Source organism: Brevibacterium sp. FAM 27836 (assembly GCF_051351055.1).
Lineage (GTDB): Bacteria > Actinomycetota > Actinomycetes > Actinomycetales > Brevibacteriaceae > Brevibacterium.
In genome coordinates, this window is sequence record NZ_CP195711.1 from 1462538 (window position 1) to 1488961 (window position 26424).

Annotated in this window: 18 protein-coding genes; 10 read left to right on the forward strand and 8 right to left on the reverse strand. The window is 64.9% G+C overall.

Annotated features, from left to right (window positions below; genetic code table 11):
- The first annotated feature begins 34 nt into the window (after positions 1–34).
- On the forward strand, positions 35–937 hold the full coding sequence (locus ACSE4D_RS06645; protein WP_436326846.1) for a LysR family transcriptional regulator: 903 nt from the start codon (positions 35–37) through the stop codon (positions 935–937).
- A gap of 399 nt (positions 938–1336) precedes the next feature.
- Positions 1337–2875, forward strand: coding sequence for an MFS transporter (locus ACSE4D_RS06650; protein WP_436326847.1), 1539 nt, complete (start codon positions 1337–1339; stop codon positions 2873–2875).
- Positions 2876–3006: 131 nt separating this feature from the next.
- Here the strand turns inward: ACSE4D_RS06650 and ACSE4D_RS06655 are convergent, their stop codons facing one another.
- From ACSE4D_RS06655 to ACSE4D_RS06670, 4 genes are all read right to left on the reverse strand, one after another.
- Entirely contained in the window at positions 3007–4197 is a 1191-nt protein-coding gene (locus ACSE4D_RS06655; protein WP_436326848.1) for a Cmx/CmrA family chloramphenicol efflux MFS transporter, read from the reverse strand.
- A 477-nt stretch (positions 4198–4674) separates the two neighbouring features.
- A complete protein-coding gene (locus tag ACSE4D_RS06660) occupies positions 4675–5712 on the reverse strand; it encodes a DDE-type integrase/transposase/recombinase (protein ID WP_436326849.1) in 1038 nt (345 codons plus the stop codon).
- Positions 5713–6188: 476 nt separating this feature from the next.
- Complete coding sequence (locus ACSE4D_RS06665) at positions 6189–6971, reverse strand: CoA-transferase subunit beta (protein ID WP_436326850.1); 783 nt, start codon at positions 6969–6971, stop codon at positions 6189–6191.
- Complete coding sequence (locus ACSE4D_RS06670) at positions 6968–7912, reverse strand: CoA transferase subunit A (protein ID WP_436326851.1); 945 nt, start codon at positions 7910–7912, stop codon at positions 6968–6970. The genes ACSE4D_RS06665 and ACSE4D_RS06670 overlap by 4 nt, the downstream gene beginning before the upstream one ends.
- Positions 7913–8022: 110 nt before the next feature.
- On the opposite strand from ACSE4D_RS06670, the gene ACSE4D_RS06675 reads away from it, so the two are divergent.
- From ACSE4D_RS06675 to ACSE4D_RS06700, 6 genes are all read left to right on the forward strand, one after another.
- Positions 8023–8916: a LysR family transcriptional regulator gene (locus ACSE4D_RS06675; RefSeq protein WP_181271317.1), complete on the forward strand. Its 894-nt coding sequence runs from the start codon at positions 8023–8025 to the stop codon at positions 8914–8916.
- Between the two features lie 275 nt (positions 8917–9191).
- Complete coding sequence (locus ACSE4D_RS06680; RefSeq protein ID WP_436326852.1) at positions 9192–10415, forward strand: acetyl-CoA C-acetyltransferase; 1224 nt, start codon at positions 9192–9194, stop codon at positions 10413–10415.
- Positions 10416–10628: 213 nt separating this feature from the next.
- The gene (locus ACSE4D_RS06685) at positions 10629–11771 is read left to right on the forward strand and encodes a CaiB/BaiF CoA transferase family protein (RefSeq protein WP_436326853.1); all 1143 of its coding nucleotides are present in this window, start codon (positions 10629–10631) and stop codon (positions 11769–11771) included.
- Positions 11772–11912: 141 nt separating this feature from the next.
- Positions 11913–13052 carry an acyl-CoA dehydrogenase family protein gene (locus ACSE4D_RS06690; protein ID WP_436326854.1) on the forward strand — a complete coding sequence of 380 codons (1140 nt, stop codon included), beginning with the start codon at positions 11913–11915 and terminating at the stop codon, positions 13050–13052.
- A 241-nt stretch (positions 13053–13293) separates the two neighbouring features.
- Positions 13294–14730 (forward strand): purine-cytosine permease family protein, encoded by a 1437-nt coding sequence (locus tag ACSE4D_RS06695; protein ID WP_436326855.1) that lies wholly within the window; start codon positions 13294–13296, stop codon positions 14728–14730.
- Between the two features lie 338 nt (positions 14731–15068).
- Complete coding sequence (locus ACSE4D_RS06700; protein WP_436326856.1) at positions 15069–16511, forward strand: lipase family protein; 1443 nt, start codon at positions 15069–15071, stop codon at positions 16509–16511.
- Positions 16512–16717: 206 nt separating this feature from the next.
- On the opposite strand, the gene ACSE4D_RS06705 is transcribed toward ACSE4D_RS06700, so the two are convergent.
- From ACSE4D_RS06705 to ACSE4D_RS06720, 4 genes are all read right to left on the reverse strand, one after another.
- Complete coding sequence (locus ACSE4D_RS06705) at positions 16718–18370, reverse strand: amidase (protein ID WP_436326857.1); 1653 nt, start codon at positions 18368–18370, stop codon at positions 16718–16720.
- Positions 18367–19680: a M20 family metallo-hydrolase gene (locus tag ACSE4D_RS06710; protein WP_436326858.1), complete on the reverse strand. Its 1314-nt coding sequence runs from the start codon at positions 19678–19680 to the stop codon at positions 18367–18369. The genes ACSE4D_RS06705 and ACSE4D_RS06710 overlap by 4 nt, the downstream gene beginning before the upstream one ends.
- 503 nt (positions 19681–20183) lie before the next feature.
- Positions 20184–21515: an MFS transporter gene (locus tag ACSE4D_RS06715; protein ID WP_167854444.1), complete on the reverse strand. Its 1332-nt coding sequence runs from the start codon at positions 21513–21515 to the stop codon at positions 20184–20186.
- 169 nt (positions 21516–21684) lie between these two features.
- Entirely contained in the window at positions 21685–22602 is a 918-nt protein-coding gene (locus ACSE4D_RS06720; RefSeq protein ID WP_436326859.1) for a LysR substrate-binding domain-containing protein, read from the reverse strand.
- Between the two features lie 397 nt (positions 22603–22999).
- Between ACSE4D_RS06720 and ACSE4D_RS06725 the strand changes: the two genes are divergently transcribed.
- Together ACSE4D_RS06725 and lgt are read left to right on the forward strand one after the other, a co-directional pair.
- A complete protein-coding gene (locus ACSE4D_RS06725; RefSeq protein WP_436326860.1) occupies positions 23000–25285 on the forward strand; it encodes a DUF222 domain-containing protein in 2286 nt (761 codons plus the stop codon).
- A 204-nt stretch (positions 25286–25489) separates the two neighbouring features.
- Entirely contained in the window at positions 25490–26410 is a 921-nt protein-coding gene (gene lgt, locus ACSE4D_RS06730) for a prolipoprotein diacylglyceryl transferase (protein WP_436326861.1), read from the forward strand.
- Positions 26411–26424 lie beyond the last annotated feature (14 nt).

A 26424-nucleotide genomic window follows, 5' to 3' on the forward strand; every position in this document is an offset into this window, starting at 1 on the left:
AAGACAATTCTCTTAACCCTGATAATCTTCGGTTATGGCTGAACCGAGTCTCAAGCGCCTCCAGTACTTCATCGCCCTGGCAGAGCACGGCAAGTTCCAGCTCGCCGCCGACGCGGTGAACATCTCGCAGCCGGCACTGAGCGCCGAACTCAAGAGACTCGAGGACTTCGTCGGCAAACTGCTGTTCCACCGCAGTCCCGTGACGAAGCTGACCGCCGCCGGCGAGGCGCTGCTGCCCTATGCGAAGTCCGCCGTCGGAGCCGCCCACCGTTTCAACGAATATGCGGCGGCAGTGAACACGGGGGCGCCGACGTCGATCTCGATCGGCACAGTGGCCACCTTCCTCCATCGGGGCCTGCCGCAGACGATCACGGACTTCTCCGCAGCGCACCCGGACATCCTCGTCACCACCGAGGAGGCCACCTCGGCGGCGCAGTCGGACATGCTGCTCGGCCACGACATCGACATCGCCTGCGGACACATGCCCCTCCAACATCCCGGCGTCGTCTGCACTCCGGCTGCCCGGGAGTCGTTCTGGCTGTGTGCTCCGGCCGGCTCACCGATCACTACCATCGCCGAGGCGGTCGATTCCCCGTTCGTCATCTTCCGCAAGAGCGCGTCCCCGATCTATCACGACACCGTCGTCGGCATCTGCCGCACGCACGGCTTCGAACCGCAGATCCACCATCGGACGGCCAGCTGGTCGGCCGCCGTCGAGATGGTCGCCCACGGACTCGGCGTCTCGCTTGTCCCCTCACCGGTGGCCCGCAGCTACCACGGCGATGAGCGACTGATCTTCACTCGGGTCGGCACTCGCCCGAATGCCCCGCAGGCATGGATCACCGTCCGCCAGGAGGATCAGTCGACACTCATCGGCGACCTCGCCCTCGACCTCGTCATCGCCTCGGAATCACTCGCCGACCCGGTCGCCGACTGAGGAACCGAGCCCCGCCGCACGGACACTCCGGCCCGGCTGGAACCGGGCGGCCTCGCCCCGCCCGGCACCGCAACGGCGCGCGAGCGCGTCTGCTTCGCTTCACGCGTGGGCACAGCCGCCTCGGCGAGGGCATGGCCGCACTCTGATACACATCACGCAACAATCCGTTACTGGACTACCGGTGCCAGTATCAGCAGAAATTCACTCCTCGCGCCCCACGGCCCGGTAAGCCGCAGAACATAAGGGAACCCGGCTATAGCATCACTCCAAGTTACGACGATATAACTAAAAAGTGTTTGCGCGGCGCACAAGGGCAACTTACGGTGAACGAGCACCCATGCCACGTCAGAGACGCCTGGCAGCGGTCGGCGCAATGACGCTCCACCTGAGAGGAATCGCATGTCTGATTCGGTCAACACCGCGAAACGTGCCCGCAAAGCCGGAATCGCATCTTTCATCGGAACCACCATCGAGCGGTACGACTTCTACATCTACGGCACCGCCTCGGCGCTGGTCTTCGGGCATGTCTTCTTCCCCGACACCCTGCCTGCCGGCGTCGGCACTCTGCTCTCCTTCGTCACGCTGTGGGCGGGCTTCCTCGCGCGTCCGCTCGGCGGCATCATCTTCGGTCACTTCGGGGACAAGTACGGCCGGAAGAAGACCCTCGTCGTCACGCTCGTGCTCATGGGCGCGGCATCGTTCCTCGTCGGACTGCTGCCCGGATATGCGACCATCGGCATCGCCGCTCCGATCATCCTCACCTGCCTGCGCATCCTGCAGGGCATCGCGGTCGGCGGCGAATGGGGCGGATCCGTGCTCATCGCCAGCGAGAACGCCCCGAAGGGCAAGGGAGTCCTCTACTCGGCCTTCGCCCAGCAGGGATCACCGGCAGGAAATCTCATCTCCTCGGGCATGTTCTTCCTCCTCGCGCTCCTGCCGACCCCGCAGTTCCTCCTCTACGGCTGGAGGATCGCGTTCCTCGCCTCGATCTTCCTCATCGTCATCGGCCTCGTCATCCGCCTCAAGCTCGAAGAGCCGGAGAACATGAAGGTCGTGAAGAAGAAGGACGCCGTCGCCAAGGTTCCCGCCTTCGAGGCGATCAGGAAGCACTGGGTGCTCATCCTCCTCGGCGCCGGTGCGTTGCCGCTCATCCAGGTCACCTACCTCAAGACGACGTTCGCCACGGCCTGGGCCACGGACACCTCTCACTCTTGGGCGTACAGCTCGTCGACGTTCCTCGCCGTCGTCACGCTCGCGCTCGTGGTGCAGTTCATCGTCCAGCCCTTCGGCGCGATCATCCTCGACCGGGTCAAGGACATGCGCAAGGCGATCTTCTGGATCATCCTGCCGGAGTTCGTCCTCATGCCGCTCATGTTCTTCGCGATCGAATTGGGCCATCCCGGCATCGCGCTGGCAGCCATGGCCGCTGCGACTGTTCCGCATTCGCTGTTCTACGCCGGCATCGGCGGCATCATCGCCCGGGCGTTCCCCACGCGGGTCCGGTACACGGGCATCTCGCTGGCCTACCAGCTGTGTTCGATGACCGTCGGAGGCGGCACCGCTGCGGCCGCACAGTGGATGTACACGAGCTCGGGTTCCATCGTTCCGGTGGCGATCCTCAGCGCAGGCTATGCACTCGTCTCCCTCGTCTGCACGCTCATACTGCTCAACAAGACAGGCTGGACGGCCAGCGAGAACTCGAGGGCCGAGGCCGCCGACGAGGAGGAGTTCGCCGCAGCTCTCGCCGCCGAGAAGGTCGAGCGCGACGCCGACTCGAAGGGTGCGCCTGGCGCGACCGGTTCCGTGTCAGCGGCCGCCGGTTCCGCACCGGCCGCCGACTCCGCGGACGCGGTCGGCACGAGCCATTCCGTGTCGGCCGCCGACGCCACAGGCGCGGGCTCCGAACCTGCACCGGCGCGCGCTCCCGTCACTCCCTGAGGACTTCGCCTCAACAACGATGCGGCCTCGGCCTCGATAACGATGGCCTCAACAACGATGCGGCCCCTGCCTCGATAGCCATGCGGTCCCGAGTCTCCTGATGGACTCGGGGCCGCATGGCTTTGCGCAGTCTACTGGGTGTCAGAGGTCAGGACGCTCCCGACGGGGGCAATCAGCCGTAGAAGTGGAACTGCGACCAGCAATGCCGTTGCGGTCGCGACGACGGCAACCCAAACAGGTCCGAGAGCACCTGGCATGACGCTGAGTGCCACAGCGGCAAGGACGGGGCCGACGGCTGCGCCCATGTTGAGTGCCGCTGTCGCATACGCCCCCGCCATGGTGGGCGCACCCGCCGCCGCATAGAGCACTCGCGTGATCAGCGTGCTCCCAACAGCGAACCCCAACACTCCCTGGGCGAAGATGAGCCCGAGCAGAGCGACGGGGTTCGTCGCGAATATTGCCAACGAGATCCACCCGAGCACAAGAACGCTTCCACCGACCACGATGACGATTCGGGGTCGGGAGTCTGAGAACCGTCCTGCAACCGTGACGCCGATGAAGGAGCCAACACCGTAGAGCACAAGAGCTACCGACACCCACCACTGGCTCAGGTCGGCGGTATCAGTAACGATCGGCGCCAGGAAAGTCAGCGTGGAAAAGGTTCCGGCATTCACCAGGGCAGCAAGCAGCATCGTCAAGACGAGGCGCGGGGAGGCAAGCTGCGACAGCTCCGCCCGCAGTGAAATCGAGGACGGCTCTTCCTTTGACGAGTGGTCAGTTTGAGCAGTGAAGCCCGCGGCAATGCCGACGGCAGCGGGGACGCAGAGAAAGGCGATCGCCCAGAACGTCGACTGCCAACCGAGTGCCGTACCGAACAGAGCCCCCGCAGGTACGCCGGCGACGGTCGCGACGGTGGTCCCCGCCAGCAGAATCGCCACGGCCCGACCTTTGGCATCGGGCGCCACGAGTTTCGTCGCCGCGACCAGGGCGACAGCCAAGAAACCTGCATTGACAACTGCGGCGATCACGCGCGCAATGAACAGAACGGTGAAGTCCGGCGTGAGTGCTCCGACGGCATGGGACAACGCGAACACGACTACGCAGCCCAAGAGTGTCGCTTTCACTGGGAGGCGACGAGTGAGCGCTGCCATCGCAGGTGCACCGATCACCATCCCTACGGCGAACGCCGATGTCAGGAGACCGGCGGTTCCCACGGAAATGCCGAAATAGGTCGAGATGTCGGGCACGAGGCCGGCAAGCATGAATTCGGAAGTACCCATGGCGAAGACCACCAGGGCAAGAAGATAGAGAACGAAAGGCATCGATTCAGCTCCGAAGCGAGAGTACGAACAAGAGAACGTCTCGTCACCACGGTCAGCGCCCAAAGAATCATCCGAGAATCGAGCTGCGTGCAGCACTGGGCAGCAGCGATAGGGGTTCAGCGAAGGTGAGGGGCTGACGGCGTGACCGACAGCCCCTGAGTGTCCGATTCGGGGCTCGACATACGGCTCATCGTACCGGTCTGCACCGCACCTCCCAAGACACGTCAACAACTTCATGGCCAGCAACGTTGAGGTACTGTCTGCTCTGAACTGCTCACGTTCCTCGGTGGGCAATTGAGAGAAAAGTGTACCGTCTCGACATTCCACTCCCGCAGCCAACAGCTGACGGCACTGTCTACGACGAATAGCACTGGTTGCAACCCGTGCTATTCGTTGTGTTGTCTAGTTACTTATCGGACAGGTTGTCTCGCCACTTCGCGGACAGTGTTCCTACACACTTATCGGACACCGCCTGAGTCATTTTCTCGGTTCGATACCGTCGGGAAGGTGCTTCTGATCTCCGGCGGTGTAGATGCCGTATTTCTTGATCGCCAGTGAATGCAGATCGGGCAGCGGTCGGAATAGTTTCGCCACGGATATTCCCGTGGCGAGGTGGAAGAACTCGTAGTACGAGCCCTGATCGATGATGGCCAGTTCTTGGAATCTCCAGATCGGTCCGAACCGTATCTGCTTGCCAGCGAAATTGAGCTGTCCGCGCCGCAGCAGGCGCCTGGTCGTCGTCGCCGGGTTGAGATACCCGCGTGATTCGGGCGTTGTGTAGCGGTCCCTGAACTGGCTGATGTCGATCGGTTTGGTGGGTTCAGGAACTCGCGTCGCTGCCTGCCAAGCACTGGCAGGAGTGATTCCTTCGCCGAGTCCGAGGTGCTGACGTTCGTGGTTATAGCGCTGCCGGAACTCCTTGAGCAGGTCAGCAACCTCGGCAGGAGTCGTGGGTTTCTTTGCTCTGAGGCGTTTGAGCGCGGGTTTATGGGAGCTTTCGACCTTGCCTTGGTTCTGGGGGCGGTGGAAAGGGCCCGGGGTGAGGATGATGCCTTGCGCGGCCATGGCGATATCGACGCTGCCGACGGTTCCAAAGCGTTGCATGGTGAACGCGCGAGCATTGTCGCTGAGGATCTCGCGTGGTTTGCCGTAGGCAGCGATAGCGTCGGTGATGGACTTCAGTGCAGCCCGGCTGGTTTCACCATCGTCAGAGACGTCGAGGGCGAGCATGTAGCGGGTGCAGTCATCGATGAGCTGAATGATGGTGACGATGGTGCCATCGGGAAGGCGGTATTCGAATCCGTCGAGTTGCCACAGCTCGTTGGCGTGGTCCTTCTGGAAGCGTTTGTACGACGCGTGAGGGCGCTTCTTCGGGTTGATGGGGGCGAGTTCGTTGTTGTGGAGATATTGGGCGATGCGAGCGGTGCTGGGGATGAGGGACTTGTCGAGGTCGGCTCTGATCATTTCCCATTTAATTGACCGGGGCCCGTCGTCATAGCCTTCGGTCTGGAGCATTTCGCGGAAGCGTCTGACTTCGATCCATGTCAGTTCCCCGTAGGTGCGGTGTGGGGACTTCGGCGCGGTCGATTGTGGGAGGAAGCGATCGGGTTGGTTCTTGATGCGGTAGTACGAGTCGCGGCTGAGTGTGTGGGTCCGGCAGAACTGGGCGACTGATTCCTGTTCGGGGTCGTCGGGGTTACCCTCTGTGTCAGCCTTAGATGAGTCGGCGAATGTGTGTGCTGATGCGTGGGGTCATAGCCCCCACACAATCGTTGGGGTGTCCGATAAGCCAGTAAGACCTCAACGGCGTCCGATAAGTGTGTCAGGACTGTGTCCGGTAAGTGTGTAGGAACACTGTCCGATAAGTAACTAGACACCACAACCCGTGCTATTCGTCGTAGACAGTGCCGTGGCGCTGGTGCCCTCGGGCTGGCGCAGCGGGGCTGGGGCCGGCCGACCAACCTCTGCCGACTCCCGCACCCGCACCCGCCTCAGCGCAGGTAGAGGCGGACCGTGTCGATCTCGTCGCGGAGCAGGCGCACTTCTTCGGCCGTCGGCGCCTGGGTCTGCGTGACATCCTCGGCGACGGCGAGGTCCCAGCCGGTCGCTTCCTGCACCTGCTCGACGGTCACTCCCGGGTGGACCTCGCTGAGTTCGAGCTCGCCGAGGCGCTCACGCCGCCGCAGGATCCCCAGCGGGGTGATGACGGTGGAGACTCCGAATCCGCGCGGTTGGATGAAGTCTGGCTGCTCCGCCGCGCGCACGGGCGAGGCCGAGGTGACGAAGTCGAGTTCAGCGGGAAAGGCGGCCGGGTCATGGCGGCGGAGGACGACGAAGACCTCTCCGGCATTGGCCATGATGTCGGCGGCGCCGCCCGAACCGGGCAGGCGCACTCTCGGAGATTCCCAGTCGCCGATGACGGTGGTGTTGAGCGAACCGAACCGGTCCACCTGCGCTGCACCGAGGAATCCCACATCGACGTTCCCACCTTGGAGGACGTAGCCGAAGAGGGCATGCATGCTGACGACCGCCTCGGCCCCGGAGACGACGACGGAGTCCGCGATGCCTTCGGCCATCGATTCGGGGTGCGCGCCGGCGACCCCGGATTCGTAGATGAGCTGGATGCTCGGATTGACCGTGCGGTGGGCGAGGTCGACGGCCAGCGTGGGCAGCCCGACGCCGGCGAAGACGGTGCGGCTGCGGGCGAGCATCTTCGCAGCCGCGCAGACGATGAGTTCGGTTTCGGTGAAGTCCTTCGCCGAGGTGGTGCTCACTTCAGGCTCCCTTCGCTCGGTTGCGTCCGGCGTCCGTAATCGACCACGCCCGAGGGGCGCGGATCCACGAGCAGACCGCGGAGACGATCGTGACCGATCGATTCGAGGTACTCGGTATGATCGCGGGTACTGCGCACATGGACGTCGAGCCACTCCTGCAACCGGGCGGGGTCCTTCGAGATCGCGGTCCATTCGCGATAGAAGGCATTGTCGCGATCGTAGGAGCCCTGCACATAGGACGGGTGCGCCCCGGTTCGCACTTCGCACACCGCGTCGACGGCGTGAGCCGGGATGAGAGTGCGGTTCGGGTCGGAGCGGACGACCTCGTCGTCGACGATCTCCTCGACGGTGACGATGACATGGTCGGCCGCGTAGACCGCTTCCTGCTGAGTGCCGGTGATGCCCCAGATCTGGACGTTGCCATGACGGTCGGCGCGCTGGGCGTGGATGATCGTGACGTCGGGGTTGAGCGGCGGCACGACGTACGTCTTCTTGCCCGAATACGGGTCGACGACGGAGCGGATGTCCGGGTTGATGCCGGGGATGTCGGAGCCGACGAAGGAGCCGATCGGAGCAAACGGCAGGCGAGCGGCTCCGGCGTGATAGCGCAGGGTCATCGCGTGGTGTGAGTACTCTTCGACCGCGAGCGGCCGCGGGTCGGCCGATTCGATGCGGCGCCGCACCTCGTAGAGGCTGCCGGCCGAACCGGAGGCGAAGAAGGAGCAGACAAGGCGATCGACGCAGTCGGCGGCGATCATCATGTCGCTGAGCAGATCGGGGGTGAGCCGGCAGAAGGTGAGTCCGGAGATTCCCTGTCGGATGATCTCGTGTCCGGCGGCGAACGGGATAAGGTGGGAGAACCCCTCGAGCGCCACCGTGGCCCCGTCCTCGACGTAGCGTTCGATGGCCTCAGGCAGACTGACGACTGTGTCACTGTGCATGGTTCGCAGGCTATAGCAATTACCGAAATCCGCAAAATATCTCTGTGATTATTGTCAATTCATGCAATAATTAAGACATTCGCCCGGACCGCCTGATACAGGAGAACACAGTGGAACTGCAGCAGATCCGCGCCTTCGTCGCCGTCGCCGAGGAACTCCACTTCGGCCGCGCCGCCGAACGCCTCGGTATGGCCCAGCCCCCGCTGAGCCGCACCATCCGCTCCCTGGAGACCGAACTCGGCGCCTCACTGTTCCAACGCACGACGCGCTCAGTCAGCCTTTCCCCCGCCGGTGAGGCTCTGCTCGAACCGGCCAAACACATGCTCGCCACCCAGCAGGCCGCCATCGAATCCGTCCACCGCTCCTCCAGCGGCGAGGTCGGACGCGTGCGCTTCGGCTACTCGCATCCATCCTCCCGGGACCTCGCCGCCACCCTCGTGGCAGCCTCGCACGAACGCAATCCGGGCATCGCCTTCCACCTCGAGTCGACGGTCTATGCCGACGAAGGCCTCGAGAGGATCATGGACGGCACTCTCGACCTCGCGCTGGTCCGCTGGCGTCGGCGGCCTCCGCTCATCGCGGGTCGCCCAGTGGCGATCGAGCGCCCATGTGTCGCCTTGCCGAGTTCACATCGCCTGGCGAATCGGAAGAAGATCGACGTCGCAGAGCTCGCCGATGAGCCTTTCGTCCTTCTGCCCGCGCGCCCGAATTCGAACCTGCGCGAGACCGCCATGCGCCTATGCCTCGATGCCGGGTTCAGCCCGCGCACGGTCCAGGAGGCCCCCGATTCGCAGTCGATCTCTGCGCTCGTGGCCGCCGGAATGGGTGTGACGATCACGTTCGACTCCGTCGCCGCCGGCTACGACTCGCGGATCACCGCCGTGCCGCTCGATCTCCCGAACGAAGCTACCCAGCTTCACCTCGCATACCGCCTCGACCAACAGGACGCAGCCCTGAGCACGGTCCTCGATGTCGCCGAGGCGGTCTTGCCGACAGTCCGCTGAGCTCGGCCGGTCTCACCGCCGTTCGGAAAACCTCCACACCCGCCGCCCACGCGACCGACCCCACCATCGTTCACCGCGCGCGCGTCCGCCGTCGGCACATCCGCCATCGGGGCGTCGGATGCCCATTCATTGAGATGACCTCTTGTCTCTCGCGATCTATTCGGATATGTTCATAAATCAGAATGTATTGATATCAGCATCGGCAGTGATGCCGAAGGGATCGATGCCTCACCGCCGCAGCAGGACGGCTCGATCACAACCCAAAGGGAGACTCTGTGTCCGAAGACATCGTCATCTGCGAACCTCTCCGCTCCCCCGTGGGCGGATTCGGCGGACAGTTCAAGAACGTTCCGCATGAGGAGCTCGGCCGACAGGTCCTCGCAGCTCTGCTGGAGAAGACCAACCTGCCGGGCGAGGCCATTGAGGATGTCATCCTCGGCAACTGCTACCCGCACATGGAGACTCCGGCGATCGGCCGCGTCGTCGCCCTCAATGCGGGACTGCCGATCACCGTTCCCGGCCGCCAGGTCGACCGTCGCTGCGGCTCCGGCCTGCAGGCGATCGCCGACGCCCACGCGATGATCTCAGCCGGTTTCGCCGACCTCGTCGTTGCCGGCGGCGTCGAGTCGATGAGCCGCGCACCGTTCTTCAACGAGGAGATCCGGTGGGGCGTCAAGGGCGGCAACATCGAACTCAAGGACGGTCTCGTCCGCGGCCGTCTCACCGCCGGCGGCAACGATTACCCGGTGCCCGGAGGAATGATCGAAACCGCGGAGAACCTGCGTCGGGAGTACAAGATCTCGCGGGAGAACCAGGACGCCTACGCCGTTGAATCGCATCGTCGGGCCGCCTCGGCGACGGAAGAAGGGAAGTTCGCCGAGGAGATCGTGCCGATCACGCTGCCGGCCACCAGGAAGACCCCCGAACAGGTCATCACGACCGATGAGCACATCCGTCCCGGGTCGACGGTCGAGAAGCTCGCGAAGCTCAAGCCGATGCTCGGGAAGTCCGACGATGAGGCCACGGTGACCGCCGGCAATGCCTCAGGCCAGAACGACGGCGCTGCTCTGTGCATCGTCACCACCGCGGCCAAGGCCGCCGAGCTGGGTCTGCGGGGCTTCGCCCGCATGCGCAGCTGGGCCGTGGCCGGTGTGCCGCCGAAAACCATGGGCATCGGCCCGGTCCCGGCGACCGCGAAGGCACTGCAGCGCGCGGGTCTCGAACTCGGCGATATCGACCTCATCGAACTCAACGAGGCATTCGCGGCGCAGGTGCTCGCCTGCACGACCGAATGGAAACTGTCCGAATCCGACTTCGCCGAGCGTCTCAACGTCAACGGCTCGGGCATCTCACTGGGCCACCCGGTCGGCGCGACCGGTGGCCGCATCCTCGCCACCCTGCTGCGCGAGATGGATCGCCGCGAATCGCGCTACGGCCTCGAGACCATGTGCATCGGCGGCGGCCAGGGAATGGCCGCGGTCTTCGAACGCGTAGCCTGAGGCCCGCTCGTCTCACGACGAGAAGAACTCAGTGCACTGCCCTGGCCGGAAGCTCTTCCGGCCAGGGCAACGTGCATTGAGTGCCGGAACTCCGCCCCGGGGGCAGACGGCCCGTCGGAGCTTCGGGACGTCCGACACCTCCGTCCGACATCTCGGACGATTTCCGCGGAGACCCCGTTGTCTTCGCCCAGGTCAGCGCCGAAGATGAGGACCATGAACGCAACGAAGCAGCTGCTGACCGGGGTTCGGGTCGCCGATTTCTCCCGAGTCCTCGCCGGTCCCTATGCCACGGCGATGCTCGCCGACCAGGGCGCCGAGGTCATCAAGATCGAGATGCCCGGCCACGGAGACGATTCCCGACATCTCGGACCCTTCACAGAATCCGGGTCGACCTACTTCACCGGACTCAACCGCGGAAAGCGCTCGATCGAGGCCGACTTCAAAGACTCGAAAGACCACGCTCGCCTGCTCGACCTCATCAAGACCTGCGATGTCGTCGTCGAGAACTTCCGCCCGGGCGTCGCCGCGAAGCTCGGCCTGTCCTATGAGGACCTCAGGGCCGTGAAGCCCGATATCGTCTACGCGTCGATCTCCGGCTTCGGACAGCACGGCGCCCAAGCCAAACGCCCCGCCTACGACACCGTCATCCAGGCCCTGAGCGGCCTCATGGCCTCGACCGGCTTCCCCGAGGGCTCGCCCACCCGCGTGGGCGAATCGATCGCCGACGTCTCCGCCGGAGTCTTCGCCGCCTTCGGCATCTCGTCGGCGCTCTTCCGCCGGCAGACGACCGGCGAAGGCGCCCATATCGACATCCCGATGCTCGACGTCATGCTCGCCATGCAGCCGACGAACGCGTCACTCCATGCCGCCGGCATCGACCCGGCCCGGGTCGGCAACCGCCACCCGGTCTCGGCGCCCTTCGACACCTACCGCGCAGCCGATGGGCTGCTCGTCATCGCCGTGGCCAACGACCGTCTCTTCGGCACTCTTGCCCGCACCCTCGGCAAACCGGAACTGGTCACCGATCCGCGCTTCGCCACCGACGGGCAGCGGTCGGAGCACGCCGAGGCGCTGCGCGTCGAGATCGAAGAGTTCACCACGGGGCGCACCGTGACCGAGCTGTGCGAGATCTTCGATGCCGCCGGGATCCCGAACTCCCCCGTCCTCGATTTCGCCGAGGCGGTCACCGGCCCCATCGGCTCCGATCGCGATCTCACTGCCACCGACCCCCGGTCCGGGCACGCCATCCTCGGCCACCCGCTCCTCGTCGACGGCACCCGCCCTGCGTCCGCGCTTCCGGCACCCCGCCTCGGCGAACACAACGCCGACTTCGCCGCACCCACCGACGCACCCTGACCTGATCGGCTGGCCTCAACCTCGCCGAGGCGGCGCACTCCGCACGAATCCCCTGGCCTCTCAGTCAGGATTCCCCGATCCTCCTGGTCGGGACCCCGTCCAATTCCATCGAACCGATCCCCATTGCAAAGGAGCACTCTTATGGCCTTCGACATCACCGCCGACGAACAGGAACTCGTCGACGCCGTCGTCTCGATCAGCAAGGACGTCCTCGTCCCACAGGCCGCGGCCGCCGACGCGAACGAACGCGTCTCCGACGAAACCCTGAAGACCCTCGCCGAGGTGGGGGTCATGGGGCTCAACCTGCCCGAGGAATTCGGCGGGCCCGGCGTCGGTTCGGTGGCGATGAGCCAGATGGTCGCCGCCATCACCGAGGCGTGCGCATCGACCGCGTCGATCGTCACCGCGCAGTTCCTCGCCACCGACTCGATCCTGCTCGGCGGCACCGACGCCCAGCGCGAGGCGTGGCTGCCGCGGGCCGCCGCCGGCGAAGTCATCGGCTCCTTCGGACTCACCGAGCCGGGGGCCGGGTCCAACCCGGCGGAGATGTCGACGAAGGCCACTCGCGTCGACGGCGGATGGCATATCAAGGGCACGAAGTGCTTCATCACCAACGCCGGCTTCGCGGACTTCATCATCGTCTACGCGAAGACCGACGTCGACGCCGGCCACAAGGGAATCAGCGCATTCATCGTCGACACCGCGGTCGCCTCAGCGGGGCTGGATTTCAATCCCCCGGAGAAGACGATGGGCCTGCGCGGCAGCCCGGTCTTCGAATTCGTCATCGACACGGTCGTCCCCGAGGATGCTCTGCTCGGCGTCGAAGGTGAAGGCTTCACAACAGCCATGCGCGTGCTCGACCGCGGACGCATCGAAGTTGCGGCAATGAGTCTGGGAATCGGCAAGGCCGCACTCGACGCTGCCGTGGATTGGGCTGGCGAACGCAAGATCAGCGGAAAGCCGCTCAACCGGCTCCAGGGCATCGCTTTCAAGCTCGCGGATATGTACACGAAGTACCGATCGGCATGGCTTCTGACGATGGACGCCGCCGAACAGCGCGACGCCGAGGTGGACTTCACTCGGTCATCGGCTACGGCGAAGCTCGCCGCCTCCGAGGCGGCCGCCTTCATCGCCGACGAAGCCCTGCAGATCCACGGCGGCTACGGCTTCACCCGGGACTTTCCGCTCGAACGCTACGTTCGAGATGCCCGAATCTACCGCATCTACGAAGGCTCGTCGGAGATCCAGCGCACGATCATCGCGCGCTCTCTGTCGAAATAGCGGCCGGTGCGGCCGGGAGACCGGGCGCGAAACAGCACCGAAACGTGTCGGAGTCTACGATCGGCACGGTATCTGAGGGCGAGTCGGTCGCTCCTCGGACCCCCGCTCCGATGTCCGGACGTTCCGGGCCGCCTCGGCGAGATTTTCCGATATTTCGGACAGAAAGTGTGATCTGGACCTCGTCGGGTGTTGTGCAGCGATGCCACACTGAACCAGGTTCATCAGTTCAAAGGAGAAGATCATGGCGAGTACGACCAATTCGGGGATCGAGAAACGGTCCATCGAGATGGTGCCTGACGCTGAGCGTCACGGAACGCCACGTTCCCAGTTCACCCTGTGGTTCGGCGCCAACACTCAGATCACCGCGATCGTCGACGGGGCCCTGGCCGTCGTCTTCGGCGCCGATGCACTGTGGGCCATCATCGGTCTGCTCATCGGCAACATCATCGGCGGAATCGTCATGGCACTGCACTCCGCGCAGGGACCGCAGCTCGGCCTGCCGCAGATGATCTCCTCGCGTGCTCAGTTCGGCATCATCGGCGCGATCATCCCGCTCGTGCTCGTCGTGCTCATGTACATCGGCTTCGCCTCGACCGGTGCGGTCCTGTCCGGCCAGGCCGTCAACCTCATCATCGGAGTCCAGACCCCATGGGTCGGCATCGTCATCTTCGGTGCGCTCACCGCCCTGGTGGCCCTGCTGGGGTATAAGTACATCCACGTGCTCGGTCGGATCTCCTCGGTGACGGGCCTACTCGGGTTCCTGTTCATCACCTACTGCGTGCTCACACAGGTCGACGTCCCCGGTCTGATCTCGGGCTCGTCGTTCGCCTTCCCCGCCTTCCTCTCCGCAATCGCCCTGTCCGTCGGCTGGCAGCTGACCTACGGCCCCTATGTCGCCGACTATTCGCGATACCTGCCACGATCGACCCCAGCTTCGAAGACCTTCTGGTTCACCTTCGGCGGATCGGTCATCGGTTCGCAGTGGTCGATGACCCTGGGTGCGCTCATCGGAGCCGCCGCCATGACGGAATCCGGCAACCTGTTCGTCGAGAACCAGGTCGCCTACGTCGGCGACATCGTCGGCGGAGGGGTGTTCGCACTCCTCATCTTCATCGTCATCCTGCTGGGCAAGCTCACGGTCAATACGCTCAACGCCTACGGCGCGTTCATGTGCACGCTGACGATCCTCACCTCCTTCGGCAACCGGGCGACAATCCGCCGCTGGACCCGCGCGGTCTTCGTCGTCGGCATCGTCACCCTCACCGTGCTCGTGGCACTGCTCGCCTCGGCGGACTTCCTCGCGAACTTCAAGAACTTCGTCCTCACGCTGCTCATGGTCTTCACCCCCTGGAGCATCATCAACCTCACCGACTACTACCTCATCTCGAAGGACCGCTTCGACATCCCGGCGTTCTACGACCGCCGCGGCCGCTACGGAGAATGGAACTGGCGCGCACTGCTGGCCTACGGCGTCGGCGTGCTCATTCAGATTCCATTCCTCGCCCAGTCCTTCTACACCGGCCCACTCGTCGCCAAGCTCGGCGGTGCGGACATCTCCTGGCTCGTGGGCATCGTGGTGACTTTCGTGCTCTACTACGTCCTCATCCGCAACCACGGAGTCGCACCCGAGGAGACGATCTACCCGGAGGTCGAGGGGGCCGAGGCGAGGCTCAGCTGAGGACTTGGGCCCCGGTCCCGGGCCAAGCGGCCCCGGGGTCAAGCAGCCCCAGGTCAAGCGGGGCCCCTAGCCAAGCGGCGTGAAGGCCGGGAACGCGATCTCCGCACTCCCGGCCTTCACACTCACCACCCGAGATCCTCCACACGCGCGGCAACAGTGCTCGAATCCGTAAGTTACTGGTAAGTTCTACTATCGAGTAGGATCGTGATGTCCGTCACCATGCGGGCCCCGCACTACTGACGACCGCGCCGACGTCACCCTCGTTGCTGCGGTCAGTGACGCGACCACTGTCCGCGCACGCTCAATGCCGAGAGAAACGACAGAAGAGGACTACACGTATGAGCACGTCTCGTCACAGAACGCTCACCCACTCACGGCGCTTCGCCGTCCTGAGCACCGCAGCAGTCACCGGTCTGGCACTGACCCTGGGCACTGCAGCAGCACCCGCCAGCGCAGAATCACTCGCACCGCAGACGGAGCAGGAGGCCAAGGACCTCGTCGAAGACCGACAGGCCGAGGACTCCGATTCGCTGAACCGGAGCAACGTGCCCCAAGGCGTCAGCGTCCAGCAGGCCAAGGCCGCCGTCGACAAGTCCGACGCGCTCACCACCGCCGACGTCGAATACGCCGCGGCGCTGGAGGATCTCCCCGCGAATGGCGTCCCCGAGGACTTCTACGAAACGCCGGACGAGCTGCCGGACGAGGACGGTGCCGTGGTCAAGCAGGCCGAATCGGACTTCTACCTCGACCCCGTCAAACTCATCAAGCACAGCGCGAAGACGACGACGTTCATGTACAAGACCACCGACGAGCAGGGCACTGCGCGAGCCGCCACCGCCACCCTGCTCACGCCGAAGGGCGCGAGCGGCCCCGCAGACGATGCCGTCGTCATCTCCCCGGGCACTCAGGGCATCGCCGACAAGTGCGCCCCCAGCCGACAGATGGGCATGGGCACCGAATACGAGGGCATCTCCGTCGCCTCGGCCCTGGCCGCGAAGCATCCCGTCATCGTCGTCGACTATCTGGGGCTCGGCACGGAAGGTACCCATCACTACCTCAACCGCACCGAGGAGGGTCGCTCGGTCCTCGATGCGGCGCGCGCCGTCCAGCAGGTCGAGGGCAGCGAGATCGATGAGAAGACCCAGCTGCAGCTGCGCGGCTACTCGCAGGGCGGTCACGCCACGACTGCTGCCCTGGAGCTCCAGAAAGAATGGGCTCCCGAACTCAACGTCGCCTCCGCCTCGGCGGGCGCAGTTCCGACGGACCTGTACAAGACCGTGTCCGGCCTCTCGAGCGTCTATACGGCATTCGCGCTGTACGGAGTCGACACGTTCGCCGCGCAGGCCGACATCGATCTGTCTGAATTCCTCAACGAGAAGGGACAGGAGACGGTCGCCGCAACATCGAATCAGTGCACCGTCGAGGCTCTGCTCTCGACGGCGTTCACGGATTCGAAGTCGCTGACGAAGGACGGCAGGTCCCTCCAGGAGATCGTCGAGGAGAAATTCATGGACATTGCCGACAGGCAGCGCTTGGGCAAGGCCCCCGTGCCCGATGTCCCGCTGCTGGTCAACCACAGCCGCCTCGATGACGTCATCCCGTTCGAACAGGGCAAGGAGCTCGCCTCGACCTGGTGCCGCGCCGGTCACAAGGTGGCGTTCGAGGACAATCTCGGCCCCACACACGTCGGCGGCTACATCGCCTCGCTGCCCCGGGTCGAAACTTTCACCAGTCGCACGTTCGCGGGCAAGGCTCCCCTCGACAGCTGCTGGAGGCTGTGACCTCCCACCTCGCCGAGGCGGCTCATCCCTCCGGGGATGGGCTCACCCACCGAGGCGGTCCATCCCACCGGGGTGGGCCGCCTCGGCGACATTCACATCACGTTCGCCGAGCTCACATCACCGACCACCGCACCGGACCCCAACGGGTCGAAGCCATACACGATGACCAGGCTGACGATCCCTGCCACCAGCTCAGCCGCGCACCGTCACTCCGGCGCCAGACCCGTCCACGGCATCAGCTGTTCGATCGCGGCGGCGACCTCGAAGGCGCGAACGTCGTCGAAGGGGTGGGCGATGACCTGGACGCCGGTCGGGATGCCGCAGCCGGCCATGCCCGAGGGCACTCCCACGATCGGCACCCGGTTGCAGATGTTGAATGGCATCGTCATGTGCGCCTGCCAGTAATGATCGAGGCGCACACCGTCGCCCGTCGTCCTCCCACCGTTCCCGCCGCTTTCGGCGGCGCTTCCGTTCCCGGCTGCCCCACCGCTCCCGGCGAAACCGGCCGCCCCACCGTTCCCGGCGGTTGCGCTCTCACCTGACCCCGCGGCCTCCCGGCCGACGCCGTCCGCGCCGATCGTGATCCCGTCGAGGTAGCTGCCGTCGGCCGCCAATCCCGCCACCGCCGAGGTGGGAGCCAGCAGCACATCGAATCCGTCCATCGCGGAGGCCAGTTCCGCCTGGATCTGCGCTTCCATCGCCAGCCCCTCATACTGAGTGCGACGCGCCGCGACCGCCTCGGCGTCGGCCATGAACCGCAGCGTGTAGTCGGCCAGGGTGTCCTCGTGGCCGCGGGTCGCCGCGCGCATGGCCGGCGCCAGCAAGTTCCCGAAGTGCGTGAACGCGGTCTCGAAGATCCGCTCAGACGTCCACGGCAGTTCGATCTCCTCGACGACGGCGCCTGCGGACTCCAGCGCCGAGGCGACCGCGCGGGTATTCGCCTCAATGTCCTTCCCGACGGGGAAGTCCCCCAAACGCACACACAGCGCGACCCTGCGTCCGCGGAGTCGATCGGCCGCCTCGGCGGGGTCGAAGTCGGCGAGGAATCCGGTTGAATCGATCGTCGCGTGATCGCTCGCGTCGAGACCGACCATGACCCGAGCCAGCAGGGCGGTGTCCGCGACGGTGCGCGCCATCGGCCCGTCCCCGCGGTACCAGTCGGCAGCCAGAGGCTGGGCACCGGGGACCCGACCGTACGGGGCCTTGAACCCGACGGTGCCGGTGAAGGCGGCCGGCAGCCTCGTCGATCCGGCGATGTCGGAGGCGGTGGCCAGGGGCGCGAACCCGGCGGCGAGCGCGGCACCCGATCCGCCCGAGGACCCGCCGGGTGAGAGGTCCGGGTTCCACGGGTTGCGGGTGACACCCCACATCGGTGAGTGCGTGATCGTTGCGCAGCTGAACTCCGGGGAGGTCGCGCGGGCATGGACGTATCCGCCGGCTCGACGGATGCGACGGATGATCGCGGCGTCCGCCTCGGCGATGGTCTCGCGTTCATGGAGGAGCCCCTGGGTCAGGCCGCGCCCGGCCAGGGCGTGCTTCTCCTTGGCGATCACGGGCAGTCCGAGCAGGGGACGGTCGGCGGCCGCCTCGGCGAGTTCGTCTGCCGTGGCGTTCGCATAGAACGCCTCGGCCTCCCGCGCCGAGGTGACCGCCTCCTCGACGACTTCGGTGACCGCATTGATGCGCTCATCTTCCGCGGTGATGCGGCCGATGAGGGATTCGAGGTACTCGACCGGGGAGAGCTGCTTCGTGCGGAACCGGTCGAGCGCCTCGGCGGCGGTGAGCGCCCAGGGCGCGGTGGAGGCGGGCGACGTCGAGGTGGGCATCGCCGAATCTGTGCGGATCTCGTCGCGGGTCATGCGCGCACCTCGGCGACGGAGGATCCGACCCAAACGGCACCGTCGCAGACCTCGGCGAGTTCGCCGTGGACGAGCTCACCGGCCACGGAGGCGAGCACGCGGACACCGCGGAGCATGTCGTCGTCGGTGGTGAACTCACGTTCGCAGTGGGAGACGCCGTCGACACTGGGCACGAACATCATCACTGCGGGCACGCGGTGGTTCATCGCCACGGAGTCGTGGCCGGCCATGGTTTCGAGGCGGCGGATGCTCAGGCCCTCGTTGGCCACGGCCTTCTCGGCGAGTTCGACGCCTTCGGTCGGGAATCGGCGTTTGTCGCGGATGTCGAAGTCCTCGACATTGATGGTGATGTCATGGGCACGGGCGATCTCGGCGATCTGCCTCTTCAGCGAGTCCCGGGCTGCCTGCACGATGGTCGGGTCGGAGGAGCGGAGGTCGGCGACCATGTGGACACGGCGCGGCACGACGATCGGCGAGTTCGGTTCGACGACGTGTTGGCCGACCGACGACACGAGGGCCTCTTCTTCGAACTCGTCGACGACTTCGGCGACGGCGAGGACGACCTTCGCGGCGGCGACGAGAGCGTCGTGCCGGTCGGCCATGGCGGTCGCTCCCGTGTGGGACTGTTCGCCGAGGACATCGATGTCGAGTTTCTGTGTGTACCAGCTGGCTTCGACGACGCCGATGTCGATGGCCTCGCGTTCCAAGATGCGTCCCTGTTCGATGTGGATCTCGGCGTAGGAGATCGCCTCGGGCGGGGTGTCGGTGCCGGCATAGCCGATGGCGGTCAGTGCCTCTGAGACTGAGGTGCCGTCGAGGTCGGTGACGGCGAGCATCTCGTCGAGGTCGAAGAGGCCGGCGTAGACGGAGCTGCCCATGATGGACGGGGCGAAGCGACCGCCTTCCTCGTTGAACCAGTTGACGACGGCGAGATTGAACGTGGGCTGGAGACCGGATTCGGCGAACTGCTCCTTCACGCGCAGGGCCGCGAAGAGGCCGGCGATGACACCGTAGGCGCCGTCGAAACGCCCGCCGAGCGGCTGCGAATCGAGATGAGAGCCGATGAGGACGTAGGGGGCGGTGTCGGTGGGGACGAGCTGGAGACAGGCGAACATGTTGCCGATCGCATCGACGCGGACCTCGAAGCCGTGGGCCACTGCCCATTCGCGCATCCAGTCACGCGTCTGTTTGTCCTCAGGCGTCAGCGCCTGCCGGTCGACGCCGCTGTTGTCCGTGGCGCCGATCGTCGCGACGTGGTGGAAGGCGGAGAGGAAGGCGGCGTCGGAAGAGGTGGCTGCCTGTTGGTTCATTGCGGATCGCTTTCTCTGGGAGAAGAGGTGGACGGTGGGGTACGGGCGGCTCTGGCAGCCCGGGGGCCGTGGGCGTAGCGGGGGCCGGCTGCCGGGCGTTGCCGGCACGCGCGCCTTGGGCGGCGTGGGGGCCGAACGCCGCCGGGTGCGGCCCGGCTGCCGGGCGCTGTCAGCACGTGGGCCGGATGCCGAGCGCCGACAGCATGCGACCCGGAAGTCGAGCGCCGCCAGGGCGCGGCCCGAGGTGAGGCGTCGTGCCTGCTGTTCATATTCAGATTTCGTTCATTTCATCATGACGCGAACTGACCGTCAGTACGAAAAGTAGGTCGGCGTGCACGAAACGTGATGCCCGAGCGCACGAAACGTGATGCCTGAGTGCACGAAACCTGATGTGCGGCGGGTGAAACCTCACGGCCCAGCGCTCCTGCCTCGACGCACCGGCTCGGATGCAGCGAGGGCCCCCGCTCCGATGGGCAAAGATGTGCAACCTGCTTGCCGCCCACTCATCCCAACCGCCCTCGTGTCTCGGGCAGGCGGGTCACGACGATGAGCACGAGGCACACGGCAGCGCACGCGGCCATGTAGAAGCCGGGCGCGGTGTTCACGCCGGTGATGTCGACGAGCCAGGTGCCCACGAACGGGGCGGTTCCGCCGAGTACGGCATAGGAGATGTTGTAGCTGATGGCCGCCGAGGTGAACCGCGTCTTCGTCGAGAAGCGCTCGCAGAAGAACGTGTAGCAGCCTCCGCCGTAGCAGCACAGGGCGAGCACGAAGATCGTCTGTCCGAGGAACGCGAGCCCCATGTGTCCGCTGGTCACGAGACCGAAGGCCGGTACGGACACCACGGCGAGGAGGATCGAACCGACGACGAGCATGGGCTTGCGGCCGACCCGGTCGCCGATGGCCCCGGCGATCGGCAGGAAGATCGTGTAGCTGGCCATGGCGATGGCATTCGTCAGCAGCGACTGTTCTCGGCTGAGGTCGCCCGTGGTCTGGATGTAGGTGACGAAGTATGCGGACAGCATATAGAAGCCGAGTGCGGTCACGCCGAGGACGAAGAACACCTGAAGCATGCCCACCCAGTTCTCGCGGAAGGAGTCACGGATCGGGCTGAATTCCTTGGGACGCTCGGCGGCCGTCTTCTTGAACAGTTCGGATTCGTCGGTCTTCGCTCGGATCCACAGCCCGACTGCCGACAGCGGCAGGGCGAGCAGGAACGGCAGGCGCCAGCCCCAGGAGTCGAAGGAGGCGTCGCTCATCATGGTCGAGAGCAGAAGAATAAGGCCGCCGGCCATGACCGAAGGCAGCGCCGTGGCGGCCAGGGTGATGTTGATCCACAGGCCTCGTTTGGAGACCGGAGCGTGTTCGTAGACGAAAGACGGTCCGCCCACGGATTCGCCGCCGGCAGAGAAACCCTGGCCCAGACGAGCGAGGATGAGCAGAATGGGAGCGAACCAACCGATCTGGTCGAAGCCGGGCAGAACGCCGATCAGGGCGGTGCAGATACCGACGAGGAAGATCGTGATGGTCAGGGTCTTGCGCCTGCCGACCTTGTCGCCGAGCGCACCGAAGAACAGACCACCGAGCGGACGCATGACGAAGGCGACGCCGAAAGTCGCGAAGATGACGAGCAGTCCGGTGACCCGGTCACCCTGCGGGAAGAAGTATTCGGAGAGGATGACAGCCGAAAGACCGTAGAGCGTGAAGTCGTAGAACTCGACGAACTGGCCGATGCTGCCGCCGACGAGCACCTTCTTCTGCATGCCCGAGGACTTCTTCGTCGGTCGTGTTCGAGCAGCGGGTGTGCGCTCCTCACCTGTGGTGGGTATGGACATCGAAGCTCCTTTGCTCGTGCTCTGTCACGCTTGTGGGCGCAGACACCACCTGCCGCCGTGATGCCCGGCCTCAATTGTTGCGGCCCCCGTCACATCAGTCCAACAGATAATGCTGAACGCAGTCATCAATCTAATCTATGAGAACTTCGCTCATGCCTGTGCCCGACGCTCACTCCCCTGGCGGCCCGAGAATGTCCCTCGCCAGCTCGCAGAAGGCACGGGCCCGCCGGCTCAGCCGCAGCTCCTTGGGCCAGATGAGTGCAGAGTCGATGTTCGGGAAATCGTCGAGAAGCGGCACGTCAACGGTCCTCAACCCGATATAGGTACCGGAGGAGACACTCTGGCTGAGCAGTGAGTACCCGTGACCCATCGCCACGAATGACCGCACCGTCTCATAGCCGGAGAACGAGTGCCGGATCTTCGGCACCACCCCCGCGATGCGAAACAGCTCGTCGTAATACTGCCTGGTGAACGGCAGGTCGAGTTGGATGTAGTCCTCCTCGGCCAGCTCGCGCAGGTGCACCGGCTTCGGCTTCCCACCCCGGGCGAGAGGATGATCCCGGGACACGAGCGCATGTGGTTCGACGACGTCGATGAGGAAAGAGTCGAAGCGATCCGTCGGTCCGAGCGTATAGGTCAGAGCAAGGTCGCAGTCTCCGGCGGTGACGGCTCGCTGCAGCTCTTCCAGATCAGCTTCAAGGTAGTTGACCCGCACTTCCGGGTAGCGCTTCTCGAATTCGTCGTGGATGAGCGGCAGTCGAGTCGGAGCGATCGGCGAGAAGACCCCGACGGTCAGTCGCCCGCTCAGCGACCGGGACAAACCCTGTGCGGTTTCGCCGAGCGCATCGGACGCCTCGAGGAATCCGTTCACCTCGGCGAGGAACCGCTTTCCCGCCGGCGACAGGACGACGGAGCGATTCCGCTGCCGGATGAACAGGTCGAGACCGATGGTCCGCTCGAGCTGCGCCATCGCCGTCGAGATCGCCGACTGGGTGACGTTGAGATGCTTCGCCGCCATGGTCATGTTCTCCCGACGCGCAACTTCCTGGAAGTACCGCAGCTGCACGAGCGTGAAATCGAGTGCCATAGTCCCTCATCTTCCCACCGTTGCGCCGAACTTCGACGCAACCCGCTGGCCAACCGGTCGAACTTCGACGCAACCCGTCGGCCGACCCGCCGAATTTCGACACGACCCGTCGGCCGACGAGCCTAACTTCAATGCAACCCACCAGCCGACGAGCCGGGGCTCCCGATTTCCCGCTGCCATGTCGTCACCGGCGACTATCGTCAGCCTTTACTCGGTCGACAAGCGGCTCCTCATCATCAGCCAAGAATCGAGGCCACTATCCTAATTCGGATTTATTAGAACACCCTCGAATCTATCCTCTGTAATCATACTTATTTCGAATCTTCTATTGCTTTCCACTCGGACGATAACTATAATTTGAGAAAGAGACCTTCAACGGAGAACGGAACTCGGACCAGTGACCTACACTCCCGACCGCAAACGACGTAAGTCGAATCGGCGTGCCCGCCGCGCAGATTCCGACTCGCGCGGTGGAGTGAGCAGGAGGCCGAAATCCGATCGGAGCAATCCCACCCAGGACCTCTCGTCCCTGAAAGAGCAGCTCAAAGCGGCCGGTCTCGATCTCACAGGTCATCCTTTCGCCGAGGTGTTCGATGCCCTCGACCCCGTCCCCACTGAGCCGCTTGAGCCGGTCACCACCGACGCTGGCGTCGCTGCAGACGAGGACGCCGATGTCCCCGCATGGACAGAAGACTCCGAGAGCAACGCCTCCGCCCAGCAACCTGCTGGCGACCCGAGCGACGAGGTACCTGCTTGGGAAGAGACTTCCGAAGACGTTTCGCCATCGCGGGAACCTAGCCCGGACCTCGCCGAGGATGCTCCTGCGTGGGAGGACGATGCATGGGACGCGTGGGGCGCGCCCGCGGGAGAGGACAATGCAAAGCTCGGAGAGACGCAGCATGACGAGGCGAAGGCTGAAGCGTCGGAAACCGAAGCTGCAGAGACCGCCGAAAATCCGGTCTGGGACGACTCGGCTGTAGGCGGAGTCTCAGCTTCGCTCAGCCCGGAGGCCCTCGCAGCGAAATTGGGTCTCCAGCGGCCGGCGTCACGCCACCCGCTGCTGCCTGATTCCACGTGGAGCGATCTGGTCAATTGTGCACCCGAGATCACGGACGCCATCGCCTCGCTGACCGATCTGGACGAGGCGCTGCGCACCTTCGACCGCCCAATGGGCCCGGATGAGGCGCTGCATGTCATCGACGGGGCCGAGGCGCTTCGTCGACTCAGTGAATCTCTGTCCACTCTGGCCCTGTCGGTCTATGAACGGGTCGGCACGCCGAAGGACAGTGGCGCGAAGTCGCCCAAGGACCTCATTCAGAACCGCCTCAACCTGACCGGACGCGAAGCCAATCGTCGAGCCAGGCTCGCCGAGAAGCTCGGGGGTCGGGTCACTCTCGACGGCCAGCGCCTCGAACCCGAATATCCTTTGGTGGCCGAGCAGTTCCACCGCGGGACTCTGTCGACCGAACACATCACAACTCTCGAAGAATGCCTCAATGCACTTCCCGCATGGGTCGATCAGGCGACGAAAGACAAGGTGGAAGCCGACCTCGTCAGGTACGCGGCGGTTGTGACAGTCAATGAGCTTCGCGAAATCTTTCGGCAGATGCTGGTGCGGATCGACCCTGATGGAGCCGAGCCCTTGGACGCCAGGGAACGGTCGGCGTACTTCGTCACCGCACGCCCCAAACGAAACGGCGATTGGAAGCTCGAGGGTGTGCTCGACCCGGTGGCCGGGTCCGAACTCCACGGACTCTTGACCTCTCGCATCGAGTCCGCGCGCCACACCGGCGCGGACTCGACAAACACGAACATGAACACCACTCCCGAGACCGAGGAGGCCGGCGCCGAAACCGACGTCGCTGCCGATGTCCCGTTCATTCCGAACGGCGGACTCGGCCAAGCTCCCGGAGAGGAACGATTCGAACCGGTCGACGCCGTGCTCACCGGCGACCGCTTCGATGCTCCGCCGTGGGCCGTGTTCGAGGCCTACCGCGGAGACGGGCCCGAGCAGAATCCCGCGGCTGGAGCGACGTCACTCCCAGGTGGCTATGGCGTCCGTCAGGACGGTTCGACAGTCAATCTCGTCAGCGAGCAGCCGACCGCGAGGAACTGGATCTATGAGCGTTTCGCCACGCTCATCGGTCGTATCAGCATGAAGGAGGCCCAGAAGGGCTCGCCCTACGCGCTGGTCGTCACAGCCAAGGCATCCGACGTCGCAAACAAGATCGGCGAAGCCACCACAGGCTCGGGCGCACGTTTCCCCATGAACGATCTCGTCCGGCGCGGCCTCAACGGCACAGTCTTCTTCCACCTGATGGATGAAACTGCCAAAAGCGTGGAAGTTCGCACGGAGAACCGTTTCGCCAACAAGAAGCAGACGGCGATCATCACCGCTCGAGACCGTGGCTGTGTCTTCCCCGGCTGCGACGCACCAGCCGGATGGTGCGACGTGAATCATGTGGTTCCCCACAGCGACGGTGGCCGCACCGACATCAACAACCTGTGCCTTCTCTGCTCGTTCCACCACCACCTCATGGACCGCTCTGATTGGCAGATGGTTATGCTCACCGATGGACGCCCTGCCTGGCAGCCTCCGGAAAGCGTCGATCCCTCTCGAGCACTGGTCTTGCACTCGCGCTTCATCACCGACGAGATCATCGAAGGCCTCTTCGACGATTAGCTGGCTCCTGGGTACAGAGGGCACAGCTGTGCCCAGTCGAGGTTTTCAGCCCCATAGACTCATGCCGACTCATGCCCGTGTCCGTGCCCATGTCCGTGCCCGCGCCCGCGCCCGAACCGAGGTATGCAGCCCCATAAGCCAGACCCGTACGCCGATGAGCGCGACGAATACCGGATTCTCAGCCACCGCAAATAGACTGGCCCCATGCACTCTGCCCCACTCACTTCCGGCGTGGCCTCGCTTCCGCACGACATCTCGGCGGCGATCCCGAGCCCGAGCATCTCGAGCTTCCAACTGGGCCCGCTGACGATCCACTTCTACGCGCTGTGCATCCTCGTCGGCATCATCATCGCAATCGTGCTGACAAACCGTCGGCTGACCAAGCGCGGAGTCGAGGACTGGCAGGTGCTCGATATTGCGACCCTGGCCGTGCCCATGGCCATCGTCTTCGCCCGCATCTACCACGTGATCACGCACTACACGGACTATTTCGGTCCCGGCCGCAACCCGTGGAACCCTTTCGAACCCGGGTCCGTGTGGGCGATCTGGGAGGGCGGAATCGCGATCTTCGGCTCCCTCATCGGCGGCACCCTCGGCGCATGGATCATGTGCCGCAGGCTCGGCCTCAGACTCACCACACTGCTCGATGCGCTGGCACCGGGCCTCATCCTCGCTCAGGCCTGCGGGCGGTTCGGCAACTGGTTCAACCAGGAGCTCTTCGGCCTGCCGACCACCCTGCCCTGGGGCCTCGAGATCGCCCCAGGCAACCCGGCCATCCCACCGGGCACCCCTGCCGACACTCTCTTCCACCCGACGTTCCTCTACGAGGTCATCTGGAACAGCCTCGGCGCGCTCGTCCTGCTCTACCTCAGCCGGCATCTCTTCTTCCAATGGGGACGCCTGTTCGCCGTCTACCTCATGTGGTACGGCGCCGGCCGCATCGTCTGGGAGTCCATCCGCCTCGACCCGAGCTTCGTCATTCTCGGCCTGCGCACGAACGTGTGGGGCGCGATCGGTGCTGTGGCCCTGGGCTTGGTGATCATGCTCATCCAGTGGAAGCGCCACCCCGAACCCGAGAAATCGCCGTACATCGAGGGACGCGAACCGCAGCCGGCCGAGGACTGACCCACGCCCTCGCC

What these genes read in the sequence shown, in the direction of transcription:
- ACSE4D_RS06645 (WP_436326846.1), top strand. Translation starts at nt 35, where the DNA reads ATGGCTGAACCGAGTCTCAAGCGCCTCCAGTACTTCATCGCCCTGGCA.
- ACSE4D_RS06650 (WP_436326847.1), top strand. Translation starts at nt 1,337, where the DNA reads ATGTCTGATTCGGTCAACACCGCGAAACGTGCCCGCAAAGCCGGAATC.
- ACSE4D_RS06655 (WP_436326848.1), bottom strand. Translation starts at nt 4,197, where the DNA reads ATGCCTTTCGTTCTCTATCTTCTTGCCCTGGTGGTCTTCGCCATGGGT.
- ACSE4D_RS06660 (WP_436326849.1), bottom strand. Translation starts at nt 5,712, where the DNA reads ATGCTCCAGACCGAAGGCTATGACGACGGGCCCCGGTCAATTAAATGG.
- ACSE4D_RS06670 (WP_436326851.1), bottom strand. Translation starts at nt 7,912, where the DNA reads ATGCACAGTGACACAGTCGTCAGTCTGCCTGAGGCCATCGAACGCTAC.
- ACSE4D_RS06685 (WP_436326853.1), top strand. Translation starts at nt 10,629, where the DNA reads ATGAACGCAACGAAGCAGCTGCTGACCGGGGTTCGGGTCGCCGATTTC.
- ACSE4D_RS06690 (WP_436326854.1), top strand. Translation starts at nt 11,913, where the DNA reads ATGGCCTTCGACATCACCGCCGACGAACAGGAACTCGTCGACGCCGTC.
- ACSE4D_RS06695 (WP_436326855.1), top strand. Translation starts at nt 13,294, where the DNA reads ATGGCGAGTACGACCAATTCGGGGATCGAGAAACGGTCCATCGAGATG.
- ACSE4D_RS06700 (WP_436326856.1), top strand. Translation starts at nt 15,069, where the DNA reads ATGAGCACGTCTCGTCACAGAACGCTCACCCACTCACGGCGCTTCGCC.
- ACSE4D_RS06705 (WP_436326857.1), bottom strand. Translation starts at nt 18,370, where the DNA reads ATGACCCGCGACGAGATCCGCACAGATTCGGCGATGCCCACCTCGACG.
- ACSE4D_RS06710 (WP_436326858.1), bottom strand. Translation starts at nt 19,680, where the DNA reads ATGAACCAACAGGCAGCCACCTCTTCCGACGCCGCCTTCCTCTCCGCC.
- ACSE4D_RS06715 (WP_167854444.1), bottom strand. Translation starts at nt 21,515, where the DNA reads ATGTCCATACCCACCACAGGTGAGGAGCGCACACCCGCTGCTCGAACA.
- ACSE4D_RS06720 (WP_436326859.1), bottom strand. Translation starts at nt 22,602, where the DNA reads ATGGCACTCGATTTCACGCTCGTGCAGCTGCGGTACTTCCAGGAAGTT.
- lgt (WP_436326861.1), top strand. Translation starts at nt 25,490, where the DNA reads ATGCACTCTGCCCCACTCACTTCCGGCGTGGCCTCGCTTCCGCACGAC.